This is a genomic window from Duganella sp. GW821-FHT07G03 (assembly GCF_059418605.1).
In genome coordinates this window covers 14,301-38,235 of record NZ_JBWKQE010000018.1, presented here as the reverse complement: position 1 = coordinate 38,235, position 23,935 = coordinate 14,301, and the positions used below count along the sequence as shown (strand labels likewise).

The window sequence follows — 23,935 nt, the reverse complement described above, 5'->3', positions numbered from 1 at the left end:
TTCGTGGTGGGTTAGTCGTCCATGCCCAGCAGGACCTTGACATGGGCGGCGGCGCTGCGCGCCAGCGACGACAGCTGGTAGCCGCCTTCCAGGCAGGAGACGATGCGGCCTTGACTGTGGCGCGCGGCGACCGCGACGATCTGTTTGGTGATCCATGCGTAGTCCGCTTCGACCAGGCCGAGGTTGCCCATGTCGTCGTCGCGGTGGCCGTCGAAGCCGGCCGAGATGAAGATCAGCTGCGGCCGGAAGCGCTCCAGCGCCGGCAGCCATTGCTCGCTGACGGCCCGGCGCATCGGCTCGCCGCCGGAGCGGGCCGGCAGCGCCACGTTGACCATGTTGGCGCCGCGCGGCGTGTTGCCGCAGAACGGGTACAGCTTGTCCTCGAAGATGGAGCACATCAGCACGCGCTCGTCGTCGCGCAGGATGTCCTCGCTGCCGTTGCCGTGGTGGACGTCGAAATCGACCAGCGCCACCCGTTTCAGCCCGTGCACATTGAGCGCGTGGTGGATGCCGACGGCGACGTTGTTGAAGAAGCAGAAGCCGCCGGCGGCCGCATGCTCGGCGTGATGGCCGGGCGGGCGCACGTTGCAGAAGGCGGTGCCGGCGCCCTCGGTCAGCACCAGGTCGGTGGCCAGCACGGCGGCGCCGGCGGCGCGCAGCGCGGCCCGGTAGGTGTGCGGGTTCATGCTGGTGTCCGGGTCCACCTGCACCGTGCCTTGCTTGGGCGACTGCGCGGCGATGCTGTGGATGTACAGGCTGGAGTGCGCCTGTGCCAGCTGCTGTTCGGTGGCCAGCGGCGCCTCGCAGGGTTGCATGAAGTCGAGCAGGCCCTTGATCAGCAGCATGTCGCTGACCGCGCCGATGCGCTCCGGACATTCGGGATGTTGCTCGCCCATGGCGTGTTTCAGGCAGTCCGGGTGCGAGATATAGGCTGGCAGCATCGTGGCCTTGGTTGCGTTGACGAGGATGTAACGAATATAACTTGAATCGAGTGTAATGAGCGCTATCAAATTTTTCGTTGATCCAAGTCAAAGCCTACCTACGGAAACGTGCTTTCGCGCTGCAAGTGGCAAATCTTGACGCTGTACTCGGAAAAAAAGCTGCCGCGCCCTAGCTTTTTGGCGGCCACGTGCTCGGGGTGTGTCGCCCAGGTGCGCATGGCCTGCTCGGTTTCAAATTCGACGATGGTGACGCGCTCGCCGTCCTGGGCGGTAAAGCCCTTGTGCGACACATGGCCGGGGATGCCCTTGGCCAGCATGCTCATCCGGGCAGCCCATTGCTGGTACTCGGCCTGGTGCTCCGGGTTCAAACGCGATCTGAAGACGACGACAATCATTTTCCTGCTCCTTGGTTGAGGTGTTGCAAGAATGATAGGCAGCGGCGAAGAATAAGGAAAGCGAATGATTTTGATAGAATCAATCAATTATCTTGATGGGCTGGCGACATGGAAAACGATATCGACATCGCGCTGCTGCGTGCCTTCCTCGCCATCGCCGAAGGGGGCAGTTTCACGGCCGCTGCGCGCCGGCTGAACCTGACGCAGTCGGCGGTCAGCATGCAGATCAAGCGCCTGGAAGACATCGCCGGCGGCGCGCTGTTCGAGCGCAATTCCCGCAACGTGATGCTGAACCGGCGCGGCGAGCTGCTGCACAGCCACGCCCGCCGTCTGGTCGCGCTCAACGATGAAACATTGGCCCGGATGCGCGACGAGACCTTTACCGGACTGGTCAGGGTAGGGGCCATCGAGGACTACGCCGTGCATGTCTTGCCGGACATCCTGGCGCAGTTCATGGCGGCCCATCCGACGCTGGCGGTGGAAGTCGAGACCGGCTTCAGCCGCGCCCTGCTCGATCGCCTGGGCGATGAATTCGACCTGGTGCTGGCGATGCACCCGGCCGGCGCGGCGCGCGGCGAGCTGGTGCGCAGCGAGCGCGCGGTATGGCTGGGGGCGCGCCACCATGCCTGTCATGCGCAGGCCGTGCTGCCGCTGGCCTTGCATCCCGCCGGTTGCCAATTCCGCGCGGCGGCCCTGGCGGCGCTGGACCAGGCCGGGCGGCGCTGGCGCCTCGCCTACATGTCGCAGAGCCTGGGCGCGATCGACGGCGCGGTCGCGGCGGGGCTGGCCGTCACGGTGGGCAAGGCGGGATTCCCGGAGCAGGGCCTGGACATCCTGAGCGAGGCCGACGGCCTGCCGCCCTTGCCGTCGTTCGAGATCGCCCTGCACCGCGCGCCGCGGCGACAAAACGCCGGCGCCAACGCGCTGGCCGGGCTGCTGCTGACCCGCCTGCAATCGATATAAACGATATGGCTCACATCGGCTGCGGCGCCTCGGTCGGCAAGGTCAGCCGGAAGGTGGTGCCGCCGCCGGCCGGCGACGCCACCTCGATCACGCCGCCCAGCACGTTGGTGGTGATGCGGTGGGCGATGTTCAAGCCTATGCCCGAGCCGCCCCGTCCCAGCGTGGTGGTGAAGAAGGGATCGAACACCCGCGACAGGTATTGCGGCGCGATGCCGACGCCGTCGTCGGCCACCGTCAGCACCACCTGCTGGCTGCTGTTGCGCACGGCGGGGCCGCTGGCGCCCTGGATCGTCACCAGGCCATGCTCGCGCCCCTCGAAGCCGTGGCGGATGCTGTTGTTGATGATGCTGTAGATGACCCGCTCCAGCGGTCCGGGGTAGCTGTCCATCAGTATGCCTTGCTCGACGTCGACCGCGAACTGCCACGGGGCGTCGCGGAAGCCGGGCCGCATGGTGGCGAGCGTCTCCTGCACCACGGCCGCCAGGTCGAACTGGCGGCGCTTCTCCGAGGTCTGGTCCAGCGCCACCTGCTTGAAGTTGGTCACCAGCTCGGTGGCCCGGTCCACCGAACGGAACGCCAGGTCGACGATGTCGCTGCCTTCGCCGAAAAATTCCATGATCTTGTTGCGGGTCAGCGTGCCGCCCTCGTAGCTGCGGCTGACTTCCTGCATGCGGTCGCGCATGGTCGAGACCGCCAGCTTGGCGTTGCCCAACGGCGTGTTCAGCTCGTGCGACACGCCGGCCACCAGCGAGCCCAGCGCGGACAGTTTCTGCGATTGCAGCAGGTGTTCCTGGGTGATGCGCAAATGGTGCAGGGCCTCGGTCAGGCGCATCTCGCGGTCCTGCAGATGCTGGTAGTTGCGCACCCGGTTCAACAGCATATTGTCGTCCAGCGGCTTGGTCAGGTAGTCGACCGCGCCCACCGCGTAGCCGCGCTGCACGAACTCCTCGGCCTTGAAGACGGCGGTCAGGAACACGATCGGGATGCTACGGGTGCGCTCGGTCATTTGCAGGATCTTGGCGGTCTCGTAGCCGTCCATGCCCGGCATCTGCACGTCCAGCAGGATCAGCTGGATGTCGAATTCGACGCAGCGCCGCAGCGCCTCCTCGCCGGACGCGGCCTCGATGACCTTGACGCCGGCCAGCTTGCCGAGCAGCTCGCGCAGCGTGTAGCGGTTGCCGGCGTTGTCGTCGACCACCAGGATGGTGAAAAACTCAAACATGCTCGCCTCCGTCGTTCAGACGATAGATGTGCTGGGATTTGGCGTAGGGGACGAAGCCGGCCGCGCGCGCGACCTGGCCTATGCCGTCTTGCGGCCCCAGCACCAGAAAGCCGTCGCGGTGCAGCGAGTGCGCGAACAGCTCGAGCACCTTGCGCTGGACGTCGGGATTGAAATAGATCAGTACGTTGCGGCACATAATCAACTGGAACTCGTTGAAAATGCCTTCGTCGACCAGCGAGTGCCGGTGGAACAAGGTGGCCTTGCGCAGCCGGTCGGCCACGCCCAGGTAGTGGCTGCCCGGCGCCAGGAAGGCGTCCAGGGTGCGCGCGCCGCCGCTGTGCAGATAGTTGCTGCGGCCGGCCTCCAGGCACTTGCGGGGAAAGCGGCCGTTCTTCGCCTGGGCCAGCAGGTGGGCGTTGAAGTCGGTCGCGAACAGCCGGCTCTTGGTCTGCAGGCCCAGCTCCTCCAGCAGGATCGCCAGCGAATACGGCTCTTCCCCGGTGGCGCAGCCGGCCGACCAAAGTTTGATGGCGGGAAAACTGTCCAGATAGGGCAGCACCTGTTCCCGCAGCAGCTTGAACTGCTCGGGGTGGCGGAAGAAGCCGCTGACGCCGACCGAGATCTCGGCCACCAGGCTGTGCAGCCAGCTGCTGTCGGCCAGCACCGCGCACTGGAAGTCGAACAGGGCCGGCATGCCGGATTGCTTGAGGATGTTGCCGATGCGGCGCGCCAGGCTGGGCCGCTGGTAGCCGCGGAAATCGACCCGGAACTGTTCCCACAGCGCCTCCAGGAACAGGTCCAGCGTCGGCCCCGGCGCCACCGTCAGCGGGTCCGCCTGCAGCGCGGCCGCCACCACGCTGGCGATCGCCGGCAGCTTCAGCACGTGGCTGTAGTTGGCGGCCTGGCGGCAGGCGTCCGGCATGGCGCGGGCGTCGCCGCAGTCGTCGCCGTCCTCGACCAGCACGATGGCGCCGGCCGCCTTGAGCTCGCCGCAGCCGGCCACGCCGTCGCGGCCGTAGCCGCACAGCAGCACGGCCAGGGTGTCGGCGCCGTACTCCTGCGCCAGCGAGGAAAACAGCACGTCGATCGACGGCCGCGCGTATTCGACCACCTTGTCGCGCGTCAGGTAGACCAGGCCGTGCGCGACCTTCATGTGGTGGCCGGGCGGCGCCACGTAGATCGTGCCCGGCGTCGCCGGCACCAGGTGGTGCGGCATCAGCACCTGGTAGTGGGTGTGGATGCGCAGCAGCTTGTCGAGCAGGTTGTCGGCGCCCTCCATCACGTGCTGGACGATGAACACCGCCACCTCGTGCAGCGGCAGGTGGTCGACGATGTGCAGGATCTTGTCCAGGCTGTTGGCCGAGCCGGCCAGCGCCACCGCCCGCAGCGCGCCCTGGCGCGGCCGCCGCAGCGGCGCCGCGGTCTGCTGCACCGGCAGGTCCAGCCGCAGCAGGCCGTGCGTCAGCAGGGCGCGATAGCTGATCAGCTTGACCGGCGCGGCGCGCGCGCAGCGCTGGGCGATGGCGTCGAGCACCTCGGCGGGCAGGGTGTCGGCGTCGTAGAACTCCAGGCGCAGCAGCAGCGCCGGATCGGCCTGGGCGATCATGTCCCGCAGCTCGGCGCTCTCGGCCTGGCTGTCGAGGCCGCCCAGCACGCCGATGCAGCACTGCTGGCCGGATTTGTGCAGAGTCAGCCCCATGGCCGGCTCAATGCTTTTTGCTGCACCATAGCGCCGCCATATTGTTCAGCACGTCGTAGGACACCGGCTTGGACAGGTAGTCGTCGGCGCCGATCTCCAGGATGTTGCGCTGGTCCTGCGGCATGGCCTTGGCGGTTAGCGCGATCACCGGCAGCGCCGCCAGCGCGGGGTGGGCGCGGATCGCGGCGATGGTCTGGTAGCCGTCCATCTCCGGCATCATGATGTCGGTGATGACCAGGTTGACGGCGGTGGTTTCCAGCATCGCCAGCGCGCGCTTGCCGTTGAGCGCGCTGAGCACGTGGGCGCCTTCCTGCTCCAGCGCCGCGGTGACCACGAAGATGTTGCGCGGATCGTCGTCGATCACCAGGATGCGCTGCCCGGCCAGGCGCTTGCCGCGCTCCTTGGTCAGCCGCAGTTCGGTCGGCGCGGGCGCCGGCGGCGGCACCGTGCGCAGGAAGCGCTCGATGTTTTCCAGCAGCCGCTGCTTGGCGCGCGGCGAGGTGACGATGATGCTGTCGCTGTAGCCGCGCAGGCTCGCTTCGTCGTCCTCGCTCAGGTGTTCGACGCCGCAGAACAGCAGGGCGGCGCCGGGCTTGGCGGCCAGCACCGATACACCGATGGCCTGGCCGTCGCTGGCCGCCAGCCCCGCCAGGCTGACGATCACGATGCTCCAGTGTGCCTCGGCCAGGGTTTGCGCCAGCGCCTCGCCCGGCGTGGCGACGCCGATCTGGCGCTGCGCCAGTTCCAGCCGCGGCCGCAGCACGGCGGCCACCGATTCGGCCTCGGCCAGGTCGCCGGCCACGATCAGCACGCCGCCTTGCGGGGTGGTGGCGATCACCGCCAGCAGGGCCTTTTCGGCGTCGGCGATCTGCTGGGTGTCGACCGGTTTCTGCAGGTAGCCGACGATGCCCTGGGCGCTCAGCGTGGCGTCGTGGTCGTGCGCCGACACCACGTACACCGGGATAGCGGCCAGCTCGCTGCTGGCCTTGATCTCGTGCAGCACGCTCCTGCCGTCCATGTCCGGCAAGCCGAGGTCGAGCAGGATGCCGGCCGGGCGGTACTGGCGCGCCAGCGCCAGGCCCAGCGCGCCGGTGCCGGCCACCACGGTCTTGTAGCCGAGCAGATGGTTGATGCCGACCACCGCCGTGCCGAAGTCGACGTCGTCGTCGATCAGCAGGATCACCTTGTCGTCCGGGGCCAGCTGGTGGCGGTCGTCCAGAACCTGCATGCCGCTCACGCGCGCCGGCGCGGTGGCGCTGGTTGGCGCGCTCGGCGCCGCCGCTGGCGCCGGCGCCCGGGCCGTGGCCGCTGGCGCGTCGGGCAGGCACAGCGTGAAGGTGCTGCCCTGGCCCGCTTCGCTCTGTAATTCGATGGTGCCGCCCAGCAGCTCGGCGAAGCGCAGGCTGATCGTCAGCCCCAAGCCGGTGCCGCCGTACTCGCGCGAGCTGGAGCCGTCGACCTGGCGGAAGGCTTCGAAGATGGTCTCCTGTTGCGCCTGCGGGATGCCGATGCCGGTGTCGCGCACCAGGAAACGCACCGGCAGCGGACCGTTGGCGGCGCGCTCGATGCGCAAGGTCACGCTGCCGGCGGCGGTGAATTTGATGGCGTTCGACAGCAGGTTGCGCAGGATATGGTCGAGCTTGTCCGGGTCGCTGACGAACGGGGCCGTCATGCGGTTGTCGAGGACCAGTTCGATGCCACGCGCCTGCGCGCTGGAGGCGAACAGGTCTTCCAGCTCCAGCACCACCAGGCCGGGATCGATGGGCTTGCAGCTCAGGTCCATGCGGCCGGCCTCGACTTTGGACAGGTCGAGCACGTCGTTGATCAGGTGCAGCAAGTCCTCGCCGGAGCGGTGGATCACGCTGGCGCGCTTGACGTCGTTCTCGTCCAGGTGGCCATCGTGGTTGTCGGCCATCATCTGCGACAGCAGGATGATGGCGTTGAGCGGCGTGCGCAGCTCGTGCGACATATTGGCCAGGAACTCGGATTTGTAGCGGTTCGACTGTTCCAGCTGGGTGGCCTTGTCGTCGATGTCGGAGCGCGAGCGGCGCAGTTCGGAATTGCTCCGCTCCAGCAATTGCTGCTGCTCTTCCATCTGCGCATTGGTTTGCTGGAGCTCCTCGGATTGCTGCTGCATCTGCTGCTGCTGTTCCTCCATCTGCGCATTGGACTGCTGCAATTCTTCAGCCTGCTGCTGCAATTGCTGCTGCTGTTCTTCCATGCGGGAGTTGATTTCCTGCAGCTGCAGATTCTGGTTGCGGACATCGCGTTCCGCCTGCTCCGCCGCGTTCAGCAGTAGCCGGATCTGGCCGCGCTGTTCGGCGATGTACAGGAAGGACGAGATCACCTCGCCGGCGCCGCCAAGGAATTCCAGCTGCACCTCGTCGTATTTTTCGCAGCTGGACAGCTCGAACACGCCGAGCAGGATGCCGTCGCGCAGCAGCGGATAGGTGTAGGTGTAGCGCGGCGGCAGGCAGCTGGTGCCGGTGACGATGGGCGCGGCGTCGGCCGCGATCGAGGTCAGGATGATGGGCTTTTTCTCGCGCGCCGCCTGGCCGATCGCGCCTTCGCCGAATTTGAAGCTGCTGCCGGTCTGGGCGCGCTCGGTGTACATATAGCTGCCGAGCAGATCGAGGACCTCCTCGTTTTCGCGCAGCACATAGACCACGCCGCGCCCGGCGCCCAGGTGGCGGCCCAGCACGCCGATGGCGGTGTCGGCCACGTCGGCCGGCGAATAATCGCCGGTCAGGGCGGCCGACAGCTTGCGCTTGCCCTCGCTCAGCCAGTTGGTGCGCTGGTCCGATTCCCTGGCCGTGCGCAGCGCCTGCAGCATATTGCGGATCGCCTGGCCCAGCCGGTCCTGCGGCGACAGCACTTCGACGTCGGCGTCCAGATTGCCCTTGCTGACGCCGTCGGCGCGGTTGGCGACGCGCTCCATGTTGGCGATCAGCACCTTGATGCGGGCCATGAGGCTGCTGTTGTCGCCGTCGCGCAGGACGATGTTGCTGGTCAGGTCGCCGACGGCGATCTGGCTGGCGATGGCGGCCGCTTCTTCCGGCTCGCCGCCGAGCTGGCGCAGCAGGGTGCGGGCGTTGGTAAAGCCCAGGATGGCGATGCCGGCCAACATCAGCCCGCCCAGGCCCAGCATCAGGACGCCGACCTGGGACTTGATCTCGACGGCGTTGTCGGCCGATTGCCTGGCCAGTTCGGCGTTGTAGGAAAAGTGCTGGGCCATCAAGTCGAAGAACTTGGCTTCGTCGAAGGTGTGCATCAGCATCTGCCGCGCGTTGGCCGCGCCGGCTGCGCCTTTCCGCGATTCGGCCAGCAGCGTGCCGAGCTGGGACTCGAAGGCGCTCCACAGCGTTTTTTCCTGCTCGAGATAGTCCTTGTCCCGGCTGTCGGCCACACACGATACGCCGAGGCAGGCGTCGGTTTCGTAATGCAGAAAAGCGGCCTTCAAGCCGGTCTTGTAGCCCTCGAGCAAACCTTCCAGGCGGAGTTTTTCCGCCTCTTCGTTTGCAAGTAAGTGTTGGTATAGTACGACACGGGCCAGCACATAATTTCTGCGCAACTCGCCGAGTACGACCATGCTCGGCACGGCATTGAGATTGGCGAAATTCGCCTTGCCATAGACCTTGTCGGTCATGTAGCGGCTGGCGACCGTCATCAAGGCCACGCCTAGCAGGGCGGCGGCCGTCACCAGCGCCATTCTACGAGCAACTGTCAATCTCATGCGGACCCCCACGGGTAGGCGATTAACCGAGGCGCCCGCTTTGCGCGGTAGGGCGAAAACCGGTCTTCGCGCCCATACAAAGATGCTCTTAGGCATGCGAAATGTCAAATAGAAATTCCCCATGTCAAGCCGGCGTCGACAAGCGCCCAAGCGCCCGGCGACGCCCGCCGTGCTACTATTTTTGCAATCTTTCCCAACCCATGTAGGAAGTTCCATGCTGCCTAAAAAATACCTCGCTGTTTTGCTTTGCCTTCCTTGTCTTGCCGGCTGGGCGAATACCGAAGAGGCCAACAAATCGGCCCGGCAATTGATACAGCGGGCGATGAAGGAGCAAGGCATTCCCGGCTTGCAGTTCGCGGTCATTAAAGACGAGCAGGTGGTGTTGTCCGAAACCTATGGTCTGGCGAATGTCGAGAACCATGTGCCAGCGACCAGCACGACGCTGTTCCCCATCAATTCCGCGACCAAGACCTTTACCGGCGTCGCCATGATGCAGTTGGCCGAGGCCGGACTGGTCGATCTCAACGCCCCGGTCTCGCGCTACCTGGGTGAGCTGCCGGAGGCCTGGCGCGGCATCCGCATCCGCCAACTGCTCGGCCACACGTCGGGACTGCCCGACATCGTCGACCAGAAAGGCTTGATCGGAGGCGGCGGCGAGCGCGATGCGTGGCAGGCGGTGAAGGCGCTGCCGATGGCTGCGGCCGTTGGTGCGCAATTCGCCTACAACCAGACCAACTATGGATTGCTGGCGCAGGTCATTGCCAGGCAAGCAAAAGTCCCGTATGAGCAATATCTCGCACAGCATCAGTTCGGGCCGGCGAACATGCCCTTGTCGACGTTCGGCGACAGCTACGACCTGGTGCCCAATGCGGCGACGATCTATAGCTACTCGCCACGGGGAACCTTGGCCAAGGACGACGACCATCGATTGTCACGTTGGATTTACGATATGCCGTACAGCCTGTGGGCGGGGGGCGGCATGCAAACCACCGCGGATGAAGTCGCGCGCTGGCTGATCGCGCTTTCGAAGGGCAAACTGATCAGCAAAGCCCACGTCAGGGCGATGTGGATACCGGAAAAACTGAACAGCGGAGCCGACGGCGACTGGGCGGCAGGATGGCCGGTCTTGCAAACCGCTCCTGCGCGGCAGGTAGCGGGCATCGGCGGCGCCCGCGCGGCGTTTATTGTTTATCCGGATGAGGGCTTGGCCATCATTGTGCTGACCAATCTTGCGGGAGCGAATCCCCAGCGTTTGATTCCGCAAATAGCCAAGCTCTACAAGGATTAGTTCGGACACGCGTCGGACCAGTCGACAACCTTCATGTCCTTGATTTTCTCGCCAATGGTGTACACGGTGAGGCAGGCAAGGAGATTGCGAGCAACGGAAAATGGCAAGTTTTTCTGAAGGGCGGCAGGGGTCGCATATGCGATCAATGGAAACAAAGTTAGAAGAATGATGAAACGTGACGTGGCGATCATTTGACTGTGCCTCCAAAGCGCTTATAGTTCGACTCGAATGACTCATAGGATACTGAATGTTGCTTTGGATAAAATCCCGGCTTTCCTTTTCCTTGGGGGAGCGATGACCAACGATGGGATGCCTTATTCAATGCAGCGTTGATGTCGCCAGATTCGATAGTGTCGATGACTTTAATCACTCGAAGGATTTCTACGGCGATCAGGTCTTGTGTCTCGGGCGTGAAGTCGCTCAGCCCCATGTTTCCGCCCATCTCACGCCAGGTTTCGATGTTTTCTTGATACATTCCCGCGGCGGTTGTTTTACCGTCGACTCCGACGCCGGGGTGGGTCGAATAGTCTGTGAAGCGCCAAGGATCATTCCGCTTCCCTCTGATAGCACCGTACTTGAAATCATACGCGCCGCCTTCGGCTTCCGCGATGGCCTTGAGAAATGCGAGTACATTTGAGTTCTTTAAATATTCCCTGTTGTCGGCCAGTCGCTGCTCTTTGGATAATTTGATGCGCACCGCCTAAGCTTCTGCATCCTCTCGAGGGGTTGTTGTTTTGGTTGCCCGATGATGAAGCACGCGCCCTGATGGGGATGTCAACGTTGTAGTCATGTTTGCCTCACGAGTAGATTTCAATGGATTCAGCCTGCCAGTGCCGTCATCGATCAGGATAAATTTGTCGTCGAACAGCGAGCTGGTGGATGCAGATGTTGCCGCTGATTTCGATGTACCCGATGTCTCACCAATAGTCTGATACCTAAGCGATTGGCTCGGTACCAGACGCGGAGGGCTGGGGCAGCCGCAGATGCATAGATCGTCTTCCAACGCGACATTCTTGCCATTCCAAGTCTCTGGAATTCGAGGGTCGATGCATTTAATTTTTCCCTGTGACTTGCATGCAGGGCAAAAGATCACATCGTCTTCCAGCGCTATCTGGACGCCGTTAATGCTGCCATTGCTGCAGGCGGAAATGACCTTTCCGCCTGCCGAGGTCGATGCCCCGAGCGTGATCGTGTGGCGTTTCATCTTGGTTTCCGTGACAGGGGAGGGAGTAAGACCGTCCGGAAATTATTGATCGCTGGAATAATTTGGAATTGTGGAAGCGCAAGAATATAGTCTGGCGGCTCGGTTCAGAATCGGATAGCAGATCGGTGGCAAGTGCCGCGTCAACCTATTGGAATGGCGTAGCGCATCTGCGAGCGCTCGGACAGCGGATCGAAGCTGGCGTCGTAGATTTCCAGGTCGGGGCCGCCGCTATAGCGGTAGTCGGATTGGCAGAGCCAGTTCGAATAAATGAAATCGACAGTACGGTCGACCAGCTTGCCCAGGCCGCAGTGCAGGAACGTCGCATACTGCGCAGCCGGGATCGCTATCCGCTGCATGCCGGCAGGCAGCGAGTCCGCCTGCCGCACTTCGATGGCGGCGTAGTACTCCAGTTCGTCGGAGTCGCCCGACACGGGTAACACCACGCCATAGCAACTGCCTCGCACGGTATGCTCCACCTCGCCTAGCCGCGCGATGAAACTTTCCCACAGGCGGGGCAGCTGCTGGCCCAAATTGTTCTTGTCCGAGTCGCTGCCGTAAAAGCGCGTGTGCATGCCCACCAACAGCATCGCCGGCCGCGTGACCAGCTCCGGCGCCGGCGCCATGTTTTGATGCAGGTGGCGCAGGTAGTCGGTGTCCATCTTCAGCTTGCGCACGATGAGATTGCGCCGTCCGCGCCGGCGGAATTCGCTGGGCGTCTGCGCATAGCGATCCTTGAATGCCCGTGTGAACGCTTCATGGCTCTGGTAGCCGGCCAGGAGGGCGATATCGAGTATACCCAAGCGCGTTTCCAGCAATTTTTCGACGGCGTTGGCGAGGCGGCGCGCGCGGATATAGTCCTTGAGCGTTTCCCTGGTCAGGGCCTTGAAGATGCGCTGGTAGTGCCACAGGCTCAAGCCCGCCTCCCGCGCCACGTTCGCCAGCGGGATGTCTTCCTCCAGATAGGTTTCGATAAAGTCGACGCCTTGCTGGATCTGGTTCAAGTAGTTCACTGGCGCTCCATGGTCGCTTCAGGTATCGAAGAAGCCCGTCACTGTCATCAGCCGGCCCGCGTCATTGTAATGGCCTACGCTGACGCCGTCGCCTATGACCTGGCCTTGTGCATCCTGCATATCCCACTGGGCGACACTCTGCCCGTTGTGGTAGCGGAAGCGGCGCGTGACGAAATGGCCGCCGGGCACTTGCCGGTGGAAATCCGCCATATAGGCCAGCAGTTCGTCCCAGCCGCTGGTTTTGGCCAGCGGATCCTGATAAGCGCATTCACGCGCCAGACTGGCGCCGATCAGGGCGCGCTTTTCGTCGACGCTTTCCGCCTTCCAGGCCGAGGTGTAGGTTTCCCAAATGTGTTGATGATCGACTTGCATGATGGCTTCCCGGTTGATAGGCAACGCAGGCATGATGCGGCAAGGCGGCGTTTCGGTTTTGATATTTTGTGCTGTGGATCTGGCTGAACTGCATCCTATTCCCCAACCCGCGCATAGCTGATGGTGTGGTGCGCCAACAGTTGCCCCTCGACGTTGGTACATTCGGCGGTGCCGTAAGCAGTCCGCTTGCCAAGCTTTAATATCCGCGCCACGCACAGCACGTCCTCCTGCCGCGCGCTACGCAGGAATGCCGTCTTCATGTCGGTCGTGACCCATTGTTCTTGCGCACCGCGCGCGGCCATGATGGCCAGCCACATGGCAACGTCGGCGGCACCCATGATGGTCATGCCGCTGACGATGCCGCCCGGCCGCTCCAGGCTTGTGCTGAAGGGAACGATGAGCGTGCATAGTCCCTCTTCGCAAGAGCGCACGGAAAACCCATACGGCGCCAGGAAGGCCGACTGCGCCAGGACCGCGTTCAGCTGATCGACCGACATGAGCGGCGACGCCGAATTTGACGACGATTTTTTCATGTCTTATTCCTGGATGGGCGCTGCGAAATCGGCTTGACTTATTGCAAATTTATCATAATCTGGACTCACAAAAAAGGGTCCGCCACGCCTCGTTGCCTCGACAATAACGTCAATTATAAGGAGAGCAATCATGTCCCGTTGCCATGCAGTCGTCGCTGTCGCACTATGGTCTTCCATTTTGATCACCGCCTCTCCGGCCTTGGCTCAGCCCAGCAGTCCAGGCAAGCCGGTCGTCAAGGAACTCGAACAGAATGACAAGGTGCGTGTATATGAAGCAATCTTCAAGCCGGGCGACGTCTCTGCCAGCGCCAAGCGCCCGATGCGGGTGGTGTACGCAGTGAAGGGTGGGGTGCTGGAACGTACCTACGCTGACGGCACTAAGGAAAAAATCATCTGGAAGAGTGGCGAGACCCGGATCATGCAAGAGGAAAGAGACTACGCAATCAAGAACGTGGGCAAGACCAGGATAGACTTGATAGTGACCGCCCTGAAGTAGTTAAGGTAAGGAAATCGAGGGCGGGCCGAAAATGGACGACGTGTTTTGTCGCATCGCATCTCGATGCGACATCCTTTGTAATAATTTCAGTTTCGGCATTCACAGGCTTTGGAAGCGCCATGTCGCCAAGCGGGTCAGCTAAGTCGGAACTAACGGTGTCTTTTTTCGAAAAATCAGGCGCTGTATCCGCTTACCAGAAGATGCGCTGATGACGTCTTCCTCGAAAATCACATCGCATTGTTCGGTCGCCGGCAGGATGACGAGTTGTCGATCAAACGACGAATAGAGGCGGCCAGCCTTATCGCGTAGTGATTCATGTTCCGTGACTCGCCAACTGACATAGAGTGTTCCACCTGGACGCAGCAAGTCGATCAGCGAGGCTATGGCGTCGCTGATCCTTGCCGGTTCTAGATGCATGATCACGGTCTCACAAAGCACGTTTTGATAGATGCCTCGCTTGAGCCCATCAAGTTCCGGCAGGCTCTCTTGTTGAAACGCGAGGCCTGGGTAGGCTGCCCGCGCCTCATCCAACAAGCCCTGCGAAGCGTCGATGCCTATTGCTTGGAAGCCTTTTTCAAACAGCCACGCGGTATCCCGGCCTGCACCGCATCCAATGTCTGCGGTAAGTCCCGGCGTAAAATATCGCTCCAATAGCTCGTACATGTCGCAGGGTACATCTTGTTCAAGCCATTCGCGGGCATAGGATGCGGCACGCTTATTGTAGGCATCCATTGTTTCTGAATCCATGTAGACACTCCTTTGCAGCTTTTATCGCCAAGTATATGGCTCGATATCGGATTCTAAGCATAAAGTCCGAAACCCGCATTTGTAGGGCGCAATTGTTGATTTGCACCGAAAACCACCCCACGTTTAGCAAACAATCCTACTTGTCAGAATGAGTAGGGGATAGTCGAGATAGAGTATCTCGCTTGGGCGTTTCAAACACGTGACAGTGATGCGGAGAATTGGTAAGCAGACGATGCGCTCACTCAGTTACCGCCTCCGCCGTAATCAGGCTAGCGTCGCGGCGACGACGACAGCAGTAGCGGCGATGATCGCCGTAGCGAGGGGGGGGGCGGCCGAAATGATGGACGTTTGGACGTTTGGGTAGCCCTTCGATGCGAAGTGCCAGTGCCGGAGATAGACCGGATACAAGGACTACGAACCTCAGAAACGACAACGCCCACTGGCATGAGTGGGCGTTGGGTGAACTATGTTCTTGGTGGCCCGGGGCGGAATCGAACCACCGACACAAGGATTTTCAATCCTCTGCTCTACCAACTGAGCTACCAGGCCAAGGAGCAGAATTATAGCAGGCTTGAGCGGAATTGCAAGGACGTATTTTTCAGGCCGGATTTTTTCTGGTGGGCGGTGGCGCTGCGGTGAAGGTCACGCTCACTGTCAGGCCGTTGCCTGCGCCGCCGTCATCCAGCGCGATGCGCGCGCCGTTGCGGGCCGCAGCGCGTTCGGCGATCGCCAGTCCCAGGCCGCTGCCCGGCTGCTCCTGGCCGGGAATCCGGTAGAAGCGTTCGAACACCTTGCCGCGCAGTTCGGGCGCGATGCCCGGTCCCTGGTCGGCGATCACGACCCGCGCCGCGCCGTCCACGTCCGCCAGTGTTACCGCGATCCGGCCGCCGTCGGGCGAATACTTGATGGCGTTGTCGACCAGGTTGTCCAGCATGGCGACTAGGCTTTCCCTGTGCAGCGGCATGACACAGGGCGCCTCGGCGTCCAGTTCGATGTCCACGCCGCGCTGCATCGCCAGCGGCGCCGCATGGGCCAGACGCTCACGTAGCAGGTGGCGCAGTTCGATCGGGTGCTCGCCGTCGCCGGCGCTGTCGCTGCGGGCGCGTTCCAGTGCAAGCAACTGGTGCACCGTGTGCGTGGCGCGCTCCACGCCCAGGCGCAAGCCGCGGTCCGCATCCCGCAGCCGGTCGGCGTCGCGGCGATGATTGAGCAGCAGGTGGGCATTGGCGCGGATGACGGACAGCGGCGTTTTCAAGGCGTGCGCCGCGTCGGACAGGAATTCGCGGTCGCGCTCCACGCGCTCCGTCAGGCGCTGCATCAAGCCGTTGACGGAGGCGGCCAGCGGCGCCAGTTCGCGATAGCCGGACGGCGGCAGCGGTTGCAGGTCGCTGCCGGAACGCCTTTCGATCTCCGCCACCATGGTTTGCACCGGCCGCAGGCCGCGCCGCACGATGAGCCACGCGGGCAGCGCCAGCAAGGGTAGGCTGTAAAGCAGCGGGGTCAGATAGTAGGCCGCGCCGGAACTGGTCAGCAGCCAGCTCGTATCGTGCATGGCGTCGCGCCGGACCACGACGCCGCTCGCCGCATCGGTGGCGGTGGCGCTCGACCAGTCCGCACCAAGCGCCGGATCGTGCGGCGCCGGCAGTGACCGCGCGCCGGGCAGCTCGCCGCCGGAACGGTAGACGCGCTGCCCGTGCAGCCACACTTGTAGCATCACGGGCTTGGGCCAGTAGTTCACTTCGCGCAGCATGTCGGCGCGCAGCGCTTCCACCTGCGCGGCGACGCGCGCCACTTCGGCCGGGTCGTGCGCCACCGAGCGCAGGTTCAGCAGGATCTGGCGCGTCCAGCCCCGGTTCTCGGCCGCCGTGTGGCGCGCCTGCAGCACCGTGTTCTCGTAGATCGCCATGGCCACGACGGCCAGCCAGACCAGGATCACCACGGCGAGGAAGCCGCCCAGCAGGCGGCGGAACAGCGAGCGTTGCGCCGTCATGGCGCGATCATGTAGCCGACGCCGCGCACGGTGCGCACGCGGTGCTCGCCGATCTTCTTGCGCAGGTTGGACATGTGTACGTCCAGCGTCACGCTTTCGCTGCCGGCCAGCGCGCGGTCTTCCAGCTCGCCGCGGGTCAGCACGCGGTCGGCGTCCTGCATCAGCGCCAGCAGCAGGTTGAATTCGGTGCGCGACAACGCCAGCGGACGTCCGTCGCAGCTGACAGCCTGGCGCCGCTCGTCGAGCGACAAGCCGGCGCGCGTCCACAGGCCCTGGCCGGCCGCCTCCGGGCGCGAGCGGCGCAGCACCGCGCGCAGGCGTGCCAGCAGTTCCGCCATGTCGAAAGGTTTGACGAGGTAGTCGTCGGCGCCGTCCGCAAAGCCGGACAGGCGGTCGCTCAGGCTGTCGCGCGCCGTGATCAGCACCACCGGGATCTGCTGGCCGGCGGCGCGCAGCTGGCGCATCAGCGCCATGCCGTCGCCGTCCGGCAGGTTCAGGTCCAGCACCACGGCGGCGAAGGCGCCGGTGTCCAGCTGGCGCTGGGCGTCGGTCGCCAGCCGCACCCACGTGGCCGCGTAGCCGTCGTCATGCAATACCGCCCGCAGTGCGCGGCCCAGTTCCAGGTCATCTTCCACGAGCAGGATATTCATGCCGAAAGTATAACAGCGGCAGCCTTGCCACGGCCTATAGAAAGCCTGAAGCTTGGCGCGGCGCGGCGCCGCTACAATCGCCGCTGGCCCACCTGGAGGTACGATAGATGCGATTCCTGATGTCGATGTTTGCCCTGATGGCCGCGCTGCATGCGTCGGCCGCCGACCTGTCGTCGCTGCGCCTGCGGGCGACGATAGCCCTGCACGCGCAAACGGTGTCGAGCCCCGTGATCGCGCAGGGGCTGTTGTACATCGGCACCGAGGACGGCAACCTGTATGCGTTCGATGTGGCGAGCCGCAAGCTGGCGTGGCTGCACCATGCCGGCGCCGGCATCGCGTCGACGCCGGCGGTGGATGACGGCATGGTCTACTTCCTGGCCCGCGATGGCCGCTTGCATGCGCTCGATGCGCGGACCGGCGTGCAGCGCTGGAGCTTCTCCACCCAGGGCGAGGCGCGCTTTGCCGCCTACGGCCTGTATGGCATGGCGAAGGGCGCCGCGCCGTCGCCCGATCCGTGGGACTTCTGGCTGTCGTCGCCGCTGGTGCACGAGGGCAGGGTGTACATCGGCAGCAGCGACGAGCGGCTGTACGCGCTCGACGCCAGGACGGGCGCCGTCCTGTGGGCTTTCAAGAGTGGTGGCATGATCCACGCGCGTCCCGCCATCGCCGGCAAGGCGATCGTGTTCGGCAGCTGGGACGGCGCGGTCTACGCACTGGACGCCGCCACCGGCAGCCAGTTGTGGCGCTACCAGACCGAGACCGAGCAAAAGACCAGCACCCTGTTCGGCGTGCAGGCGCCGCCGCTGATCGATGGCGACACGGTGTTCATCGGCTCGCGCGACGCCTGGTTCTACGCCCTGGAGCTTGCAAGCGGCAAGTTGAAATGGCGTTATCCCGGCCGCGGTTCGTGGATCATCTCCGGCGCCGTGGCGGACGCCGAGCGGGTGTACTTCGGCACCTCCGACACCAATCTGCTGGTCGCGCTGGACAAGCGCACCGGCAAGGTGGCGTACGAACACGATACCAAAGTGTGGACTTACGCGACGCCGGTGCTGGCCGAGGGAGCCGTCATCGGCGCCACCATGCGCGGCGAACTGTTCGCGCTGGAGGCTGCCGGCGGCAAGCCGCAATGGTCGTGGCGCACCCCGGAAAGCAGGGCGGACGAATTCCGCCTGCTGGACGCCGCCACCGGCAAATTCGACTCCCGGCGCCTGTACGAAGGCGATCAGACGGTGATGACGTCGATCGAGCACGTGAAACGGCTCGGGGCGTTCATCGCCACGCCGTTGTGGCACGATGGCCAGCTGATCGCCGCCACCGCCGACGGCCGCTTGCTGTTCTTCTCGAAGTAATTCCCGGCGAGCCGTGTCTTAGCCGTACAAACGCTATAATGTTTGGATGACTAATCCATCCTCCCCCGCTGCGCTGCGCGTTATCGAGAGTGATATTTGTATCGTTGGCAATGGCGCTATTGCCAAGACCGCCGCGCTGGGCCTGGCCCAGGCCGGTTTTAGTGTAACCCTGCTCGGTCCACCGTCGCATCCGGCCGCCCCGGCCGCCGATATCGGCTGGGATGCGCGGGTCTATGCACTGAACCACACCGCCCATCATCTGCTGTCGTCCCTGAAGGTATGGCATGCGCTGGACCAGGCGCGCGTGGCGCCGGTGGACGCGATGATCGTCCACGGCGACGGCGCCAACGCCGGCGGCCTGGCCTTCGACGCCTATGGCGCCCACACCGGCACGCTGGCCTGGATCATGGAAGACCGCAACCTGGGGCAGGCGCTGGACGCCGCCCTCAAGTTCGCGCAGAACGTGCGCTTCGTCGAAGGCCGCGCCACCGGTCTGCTGCGCGCCGACGACAGCGCCACCGTGCACCTGGACGACGGCACCTGCATCAAGGCCGAGCTGGTGGTCGGCGCCGACGGCGCCCAGTCCTGGGTGCGCGGCCAGTGCGACATCGGCCTCGATTACCGCAGCTACAACCAGCGCGCCGTGGTCTCCAACTTCGCCTGCGAGAAGCCGCATCACGGCGCCGCCTGCCAATGGTTCACCGGCGCCGAAGGCATTGTCGCGCTGCTGCCGTTGCCGGGCAACCAGGTGTCGCTGGTGTGGTCGGCGCCGGAAGCGCTGGCCGATACGCTGCGCGCCGAGTCGGCGCAGCAGATCGCCGACCGCCTGGCCGTCTACGCGGCCGACCGTCTGGGCGCGCTGACGCCTTTGCAGCCGGAGCTGGTGCGCGACTTCCCATTGCGTTTGCTGCGCCCGCACGCCATGAGCGCGCCGCGCGTGGCGCTGGTGGGCGACGCCGCCCACGTGGTGCACCCGCTGGCCGGCCACGGCATGAACCTGGGCTTCGCCGACGTCGCGCAACTGATCAAAACCCTGAGCGAGCGCGAAGCACAGCGCGGCATCGGCGACACCCGCGTGCTGGCCCGCTACGAGCGCGCCCGCAAGGAAGACGTGCTGCTGATGCAGCTCACCACCGACGGCCTGGCGCGCCTGTTCGGCGCGGATATGGAGCCGCTGCGCGTGGTTCGCAATTTGGGATTAAACTTGCTGGATAAATTACCGGTGCTGAAGCGCCGCCTGATCTCCCACGCAATGGGAAAGTAGGCCGGCGCAGTCGGTTCGTCTGTAGTCATTGGAGATGTTATGAGAATGAGTAAGACCGTTTTGCTGTTGTTGTCGGCGCTGATGGCGTCCTGCGTGGGCGCGGAAACCCCGTCCACGGAGGCGATCAAGAAGCTGGTCGAGCCGCGCCTGGGATCGAACGTCAAAGTCGATTCGATCAAGGAAACGCCCTACGCCGGCCTGTATGAAATCCGCGTCGGCAACGACATCCTCTACACCGACAAGACCGGCACCTATCTGTTCTCCGGCCACGTGTTCAACCTGACCACCAGCACCGACCTGACCAAGGAACGGCTGGAAGAGATCAACAAGATCAAGTTCTCCGACCTGCCGCTGGACAAAGCCATCAAGACCGTCAAGGGTGACGGCAAGCGCGTGATCGCGGTGTTCGAAGATCCGAACTGCGGCTACTGCAAACGCTTCCGCCAGACCACGCTCAAGGAAACCGACAACATCACGGTCTACACCTTCATGTACAACATCCTGGCCGATGATTCGTTCACCAAGTCGAAGAATATCTGGTGCGCGCCGGACCGCAGCAAGGCCTGGGAAGACTGGATGGTCAACAACAAGGCGGCGCCTGCCGCGGCGGAGAAGTGCGAATCGCCGAACGACCAGGTGCTGGAGCTGGGCCACAAGCTGAACATCTCCGGTACCCCGGCCATCTTCTTCGCCGACGGCACCCGCGTGCCGGGTGCGATCGACACCAAGGGCCTTGAAGAGAAGCTCGCCAAGATCAAGCAGTAAGTCTTAGCCAACCAGCGCATCGTCCACAGGAGAACTGAATGATTACATTGAACATCAACGGTAAAGACATGCAGGTAGACGCCGATCCTTCGACGCCGATACTGTGGGCCTTGCGCGACAACCTGAATATGACCGGCACCAAGTTCGGTTGCGGCGCGGCGCTGTGCGGCGCCTGCACCGTGCACCTGGGCGGCCAGCCTATCCGTTCGTGCGTGACGCCGATTTCGGCCGCCGCCGGCCAGAAGATCACCACCATCGAAGCGATGGAATCCGATAAAGTAGGCAAGGCCGTGCAGGAGGCGTGGGTCAAGCTGGACGTGCCCCAATGCGGCTACTGCCAGAGTGGCCAGATCATGAGCGCGACCGCTCTGCTGCGCACCAACAAAGCCCCCTCCGACGCCGATATCGACAACGCCATGAGTGGCAACATCTGTCGATGCGGGACGTACCAGCGCATCCGCGCAGCCATCAAAGACGCAGCCAAAACCATCGCCTAAAGGAGAATGTCATGCGGATCGAATGGCTCAATCAGGAATCGATGGCGGGTGTAGAGACTTCCGGCGGCGTGTCGCGCCGCAGCTTCATGAAGGCCGGCGCGGTGGCGGGCGGCGGTTTGGTGCTGGGCTTCTTCATGCCTGGCGCGGGACGCTTCGCCAATGCGCAGCAGCCTGCGGCCAAGGTGTATGAACCAAACGCTTTCCTGCATATCGCGCCGGACAACAGCGTGACGGTGCAGGTCAACCGGCTGGAGTTCGGCCAGGGCGTGCAGACTTCGCTGCCGATGCTGATCGCGGAAGAACTGGACGCGGACTGGTCGAAGATGAACGGCGCGCTGGCGCCGGCCGGCGACCAGTACAAGGACCCGGCGTTCGGCATCCAGATCACCGGCGGCTCGGGCAGTATCGCCCACTCCTACACCCAGTACCGCGAGATCGGCGCCAAGGCGCGCGCGATGTTGATCGGTGCCGCGGCCCAGGAGTGGAAGGTGGCGCCGGACCAGATCAAGACGTCGAAGGGCACGCTGATCGGGCCTACTGGCCAGAAGGCCACCTACGGCGCCATGGCCGATGCGGCGATGAAGCAGCCGGTGCCTGCCACCGTCAAGCTGAAGGATCCCAAGGACTTCAACTTCATCGGTAAGCCGACCAAACGCCTGGACGCGAAACTCAAGTCGACCGGCAAGCAGGTCTTCGGCATGGACTACAAGGCGCCGCACAGCAAGGTCGCCGTGGTGGCGAGGCCGCCGGTGTTCGGCGCCAAGGTCGCCAAGTTCGACGCCTCGAAAGCCAAGGCGATCAAGGGCGTGATCGAAGTGCTGGAAGTGAAGACGGATCGCGGCGGCAGCGGCGTCGTGGTGGTGGCCGACGGCTACTGGCCGGCCAAGATGGGCCGCGATGCGCTGGTCATCGACTGGGACACCAGCGGCGTCGAAAAGGTCAGCAGCGACAAGCAGCTGGCCGAGTACAAGGCGTTGGCGCAGAAGCCCGGCCTGCCGGTGCGCAAAGCCGATACTTCCAAGCTGGCCGGCGCGGCGAAGAAGATCTCCGCCGTATATGAATTCCCTTACCTGGCGCACGCGCCGATGGAGCCGCTGAACTGCGTGGTCGATCTGCGCCCGGACGGCTGCACGGTGTGGGCAGGCTCCCAGTTCCAGACGATGGACCAAGGCGCCATCGCCGCCACCGCCGGCCTGAAGCCGGAGCAGGTGGTGCTGAACACGATGATGGCCGGCGGCGGTTTCGGCCGCCGCGCCGTGCCGACCTCCGACTACCTGGTTGAAGCGGTCAACATCGCCAAGGTGTGGCAGGCCACCGGCAAGAAGGACCCGGTCAAGGTGATCTGGAGCCGCGAGGACGACATCAAGGGCGGCTACTATCGTCCGTCGCATGTGCACCGCGCCGATATCGGCATCGACGACAAGGGCGATATCGTGGCTTGGGATCACGTCATCGTCGGCCAGTCCATCATCGCCGGCACGGCGTTCGAACCGATGATGATCAAGGACGGCATCGACGTGACCATGGTCGAAGGCATGGGCGAACCGTATGAAGTGCCGCTGAACCTGAGCGCGCACTCCGTCAAGGCCAATGTGCCGGTGTTGTGGTGGCGCTCGGTCGGCTCCACCCACACGGCCTTCGTGATGGAGACGCTGATCGACGAAGCCGCCCACGCGGCCAAGATGGACCCTGTCGCCTATCGCAAGAAGCTGCTGGGCGAGAAGGGCAAGCGCCACATGGCCGCGCTGGACCTGGCGGTCGCCAAGTCCGGCTACGGCAAGAAGGCTTTACCTAAAGGCCAGGCTTGGGGTGTGGCGGTGCATCAGTCGTTCAACACCGTGATCGCGTATGTGGTGGTGGCGTCCGTGAAGAACGGCACGCCCAAGCTGCACAAGGTCACGGCGGGTGTGCATTGCAACCAGGCGGTCAATCCGTTGACGATCGAAGCGCAGATCCAGGGCGCGGCGTTGATGGGCCTCGGCATGACCTTGCCGGGCGCCGCGATCACGCTCAAGGACGGCGTGGTGGATCAGCAGAACTTCAGCGACTATACGGTGGCGCGCATGACGGACATGCCGGTGATCGACGTTCATATCGTGCCGTCGAACGATCCGCCGACCGGCATGGGCGAACCAGGCCTGCCGCCGCTGGCGCCGGCGTTCGCCAACGCGCTGTTCAAATTGACCGGCAAGCGTCTGCGCAAGCTGCCGTTCGATCTGGCCAGCGCCTGAGCTGAATGGCACTGGTAGGGATATTGCTGGCAGCCGGGCGGGGTAAGCGGTTCGACCCGTCCGGCGTACAAAACAAATTGCTGCAACCGTTGAAGGATGGCGACGCCGTGGTCGTCGCCAGTGCTAAAAATATGCTGGCCGTGCTGCCGCGCGTGATTGCCGTGGTCCGCTCCGGCGACGACCAGGTGGCGGCGTTGCTGGGCAAGCTGGGATGCGAAGTGCGCGTCTGCGCGGATGCCGATCTGGGCATCGCCGCCTCGCTGACGATGGCGGTCGACCACACCAAGGGCGCGGAAGGCTGGCTGATAGGCCTGGGCGACATGCCCCATGTGCAGCCGGAGACCATGCGGTCCCTGGCCGCGACGATCGAACGGGGCGCGCGCATCGCGGCGCCCGTTTTTGAAGGGCGACGCGGCAATCCGGTCGCCTTCAGCAGTTATCATTTGCCGTTGCTGCTGGCGCTGGAAGGCGACCAGGGCGCGCGCGACATATTAAAAAGCCATGCGGTGAGCGAGCTGATAGTCGACGATGTCGGCGTGGTGCGCGATATCGATACGCCGGGCGATTTGTAAAACAAGGATAG

24 protein-coding genes and 1 tRNA gene are annotated in these 23,935 nt (G+C 63.9%); 10 read left to right on the top strand and 15 right to left on the bottom strand.

Translation table 11 applies throughout. The features are described 5' to 3' along the window. Nucleotides 1-11 precede the first annotated feature (11 nt). A complete protein-coding gene (locus tag AC07OK_RS21130; protein ID WP_494692129.1) occupies nucleotides 12-941 on the bottom strand; it encodes a histone deacetylase family protein in 930 nt (309 codons plus the stop codon). 98 nt (nucleotides 942-1,039) lie between these two features. Then, entirely contained in the window at nucleotides 1,040-1,336 is a 297-nt protein-coding gene (locus tag AC07OK_RS21125) for an antibiotic biosynthesis monooxygenase family protein (RefSeq protein WP_494692128.1), read from the bottom strand. 108 nt (nucleotides 1,337-1,444) lie between these two features. Here AC07OK_RS21125 and AC07OK_RS21120 point away from each other — a divergent pair, with 108 nt between their 5' ends. Beyond that, a complete protein-coding gene (locus AC07OK_RS21120) occupies nucleotides 1,445-2,299 on the top strand; it encodes a LysR family transcriptional regulator (RefSeq protein ID WP_494692127.1) in 855 nt (284 codons plus the stop codon). A 10-nt stretch (nucleotides 2,300-2,309) separates the two neighbouring features. On the opposite strand, the gene AC07OK_RS21115 is transcribed toward AC07OK_RS21120, so the two are convergent. Genes AC07OK_RS21115 through AC07OK_RS21105 form a run of 3 tightly spaced genes read right to left on the bottom strand, consistent with a single transcriptional unit; the run spans nucleotide 2,310 to nucleotide 8,953 of the window. After that, the gene (locus AC07OK_RS21115; protein ID WP_494692126.1) at nucleotides 2,310-3,521 is read right to left on the bottom strand and encodes a sensor histidine kinase; all 1,212 of its coding nucleotides are present in this window, start codon (nucleotides 3,519-3,521) and stop codon (nucleotides 2,310-2,312) included. Continuing rightward, the gene (locus AC07OK_RS21110; RefSeq protein WP_494692125.1) at nucleotides 3,514-5,220 is read right to left on the bottom strand and encodes a chemotaxis protein CheB; all 1,707 of its coding nucleotides are present in this window, start codon (nucleotides 5,218-5,220) and stop codon (nucleotides 3,514-3,516) included. Before AC07OK_RS21110 ends, AC07OK_RS21115 begins: the two co-directional genes overlap by 8 nt. A gap of 7 nt (nucleotides 5,221-5,227) precedes the next feature. Next, nucleotides 5,228-8,953: a response regulator gene (locus tag AC07OK_RS21105; RefSeq protein ID WP_494692124.1), complete on the bottom strand. Its 3,726-nt coding sequence runs from the start codon at nucleotides 8,951-8,953 to the stop codon at nucleotides 5,228-5,230. 214 nt (nucleotides 8,954-9,167) lie between these two features. Here AC07OK_RS21105 and AC07OK_RS21100 point away from each other — a divergent pair, with 214 nt between their 5' ends. Beyond that, the gene (locus AC07OK_RS21100) at nucleotides 9,168-10,241 is read left to right on the top strand and encodes a serine hydrolase domain-containing protein (RefSeq protein ID WP_494692123.1); all 1,074 of its coding nucleotides are present in this window, start codon (nucleotides 9,168-9,170) and stop codon (nucleotides 10,239-10,241) included. Here AC07OK_RS21100 and AC07OK_RS21095 read toward each other — a convergent pair. The 6 genes from AC07OK_RS21095 to AC07OK_RS21070 form a co-directional block, all read right to left on the bottom strand. Beyond that, nucleotides 10,238-10,432 carry a hypothetical protein gene (locus AC07OK_RS21095; protein ID WP_494692122.1) on the bottom strand — a complete coding sequence of 65 codons (195 nt, stop codon included), beginning with the start codon at nucleotides 10,430-10,432 and terminating at the stop codon, nucleotides 10,238-10,240. The two genes, AC07OK_RS21100 and AC07OK_RS21095, sit on opposite strands and share 4 nt — an antisense overlap. Continuing rightward, complete coding sequence (locus AC07OK_RS21090) at nucleotides 10,429-10,938, bottom strand: lysozyme family protein (protein WP_494692121.1); 510 nt, start codon at nucleotides 10,936-10,938, stop codon at nucleotides 10,429-10,431. Before AC07OK_RS21090 ends, AC07OK_RS21095 begins: the two co-directional genes overlap by 4 nt. Before the next feature lie 3 nt (nucleotides 10,939-10,941). After that, the gene (locus AC07OK_RS21085) at nucleotides 10,942-11,445 is read right to left on the bottom strand and encodes a PAAR domain-containing protein (RefSeq protein WP_494692120.1); all 504 of its coding nucleotides are present in this window, start codon (nucleotides 11,443-11,445) and stop codon (nucleotides 10,942-10,944) included. Between the two features lie 140 nt (nucleotides 11,446-11,585). Next, nucleotides 11,586-12,455, bottom strand: a complete 870-nt coding sequence (locus AC07OK_RS21080) for a helix-turn-helix domain-containing protein (protein ID WP_494692119.1) — start codon at nucleotides 12,453-12,455, stop codon at nucleotides 11,586-11,588. 18 nt (nucleotides 12,456-12,473) lie between these two features. Continuing rightward, nucleotides 12,474-12,827: a nuclear transport factor 2 family protein gene (locus AC07OK_RS21075; RefSeq protein WP_494692118.1), complete on the bottom strand. Its 354-nt coding sequence runs from the start codon at nucleotides 12,825-12,827 to the stop codon at nucleotides 12,474-12,476. A gap of 95 nt (nucleotides 12,828-12,922) precedes the next feature. Beyond that, nucleotides 12,923-13,360 (bottom strand): PaaI family thioesterase, encoded by a 438-nt coding sequence (locus AC07OK_RS21070; protein WP_494692117.1) that lies wholly within the window; start codon nucleotides 13,358-13,360, stop codon nucleotides 12,923-12,925. A 130-nt stretch (nucleotides 13,361-13,490) separates the two neighbouring features. Between AC07OK_RS21070 and AC07OK_RS21065 the strand changes: the two genes are divergently transcribed. Beyond that, complete coding sequence (locus AC07OK_RS21065) at nucleotides 13,491-13,856, top strand: hypothetical protein (RefSeq protein WP_494692116.1); 366 nt, start codon at nucleotides 13,491-13,493, stop codon at nucleotides 13,854-13,856. 31 nt (nucleotides 13,857-13,887) lie between these two features. Continuing rightward, nucleotides 13,888-13,998 (top strand): class I SAM-dependent methyltransferase, encoded by a 111-nt coding sequence (locus tag AC07OK_RS21060; RefSeq protein ID WP_494692115.1) that lies wholly within the window; start codon nucleotides 13,888-13,890, stop codon nucleotides 13,996-13,998. On the opposite strand, the gene AC07OK_RS21055 is transcribed toward AC07OK_RS21060, so the two are convergent. From AC07OK_RS21055 to AC07OK_RS21040, 4 genes are all read right to left on the bottom strand, one after another. Further along, a complete protein-coding gene (locus tag AC07OK_RS21055; protein WP_494692114.1) occupies nucleotides 13,995-14,603 on the bottom strand; it encodes a class I SAM-dependent methyltransferase in 609 nt (202 codons plus the stop codon). The genes AC07OK_RS21060 and AC07OK_RS21055 overlap by 4 nt on opposite strands. A gap of 473 nt (nucleotides 14,604-15,076) precedes the next feature. After that, nucleotides 15,077-15,152 (bottom strand) — tRNA-Phe (locus AC07OK_RS21050). Nucleotides 15,153-15,201: 49 nt separating this feature from the next. Next, nucleotides 15,202-16,593 (bottom strand): sensor histidine kinase, encoded by a 1,392-nt coding sequence (locus AC07OK_RS21045; protein ID WP_494692113.1) that lies wholly within the window; start codon nucleotides 16,591-16,593, stop codon nucleotides 15,202-15,204. Next, nucleotides 16,590-17,243 (bottom strand): response regulator transcription factor, encoded by a 654-nt coding sequence (locus AC07OK_RS21040; protein WP_494692112.1) that lies wholly within the window; start codon nucleotides 17,241-17,243, stop codon nucleotides 16,590-16,592. The genes AC07OK_RS21045 and AC07OK_RS21040 overlap by 4 nt, the downstream gene beginning before the upstream one ends. 107 nt (nucleotides 17,244-17,350) lie before the next feature. Between AC07OK_RS21040 and AC07OK_RS21035 the strand changes: the two genes are divergently transcribed. The 6 genes from AC07OK_RS21035 to AC07OK_RS21010 are packed head-to-tail and all read left to right on the top strand — an operon-like array spanning nucleotide 17,351 to nucleotide 23,924. Next, nucleotides 17,351-18,595 (top strand): outer membrane protein assembly factor BamB family protein, encoded by a 1,245-nt coding sequence (locus AC07OK_RS21035; protein WP_494692111.1) that lies wholly within the window; start codon nucleotides 17,351-17,353, stop codon nucleotides 18,593-18,595. 46 nt (nucleotides 18,596-18,641) lie between these two features. Then, on the top strand, nucleotides 18,642-19,859 hold the full coding sequence (locus tag AC07OK_RS21030) for an FAD-dependent monooxygenase (RefSeq protein ID WP_494692110.1): 1,218 nt from the start codon (nucleotides 18,642-18,644) through the stop codon (nucleotides 19,857-19,859). Nucleotides 19,860-19,898: 39 nt separating this feature from the next. Further along, nucleotides 19,899-20,624 (top strand): DsbC family protein, encoded by a 726-nt coding sequence (locus AC07OK_RS21025; RefSeq protein WP_494692109.1) that lies wholly within the window; start codon nucleotides 19,899-19,901, stop codon nucleotides 20,622-20,624. A 38-nt stretch (nucleotides 20,625-20,662) separates the two neighbouring features. Next, a complete protein-coding gene (locus tag AC07OK_RS21020; protein ID WP_116992558.1) occupies nucleotides 20,663-21,121 on the top strand; it encodes a (2Fe-2S)-binding protein in 459 nt (152 codons plus the stop codon). Nucleotides 21,122-21,132: 11 nt separating this feature from the next. Continuing rightward, nucleotides 21,133-23,352, top strand: coding sequence for a xanthine dehydrogenase family protein molybdopterin-binding subunit (locus AC07OK_RS21015; RefSeq protein WP_494692108.1), 2,220 nt, complete (start codon nucleotides 21,133-21,135; stop codon nucleotides 23,350-23,352). A 5-nt stretch (nucleotides 23,353-23,357) separates the two neighbouring features. Further along, nucleotides 23,358-23,924: a nucleotidyltransferase family protein gene (locus tag AC07OK_RS21010; RefSeq protein ID WP_494692107.1), complete on the top strand. Its 567-nt coding sequence runs from the start codon at nucleotides 23,358-23,360 to the stop codon at nucleotides 23,922-23,924. Nucleotides 23,925-23,935 lie beyond the last annotated feature (11 nt).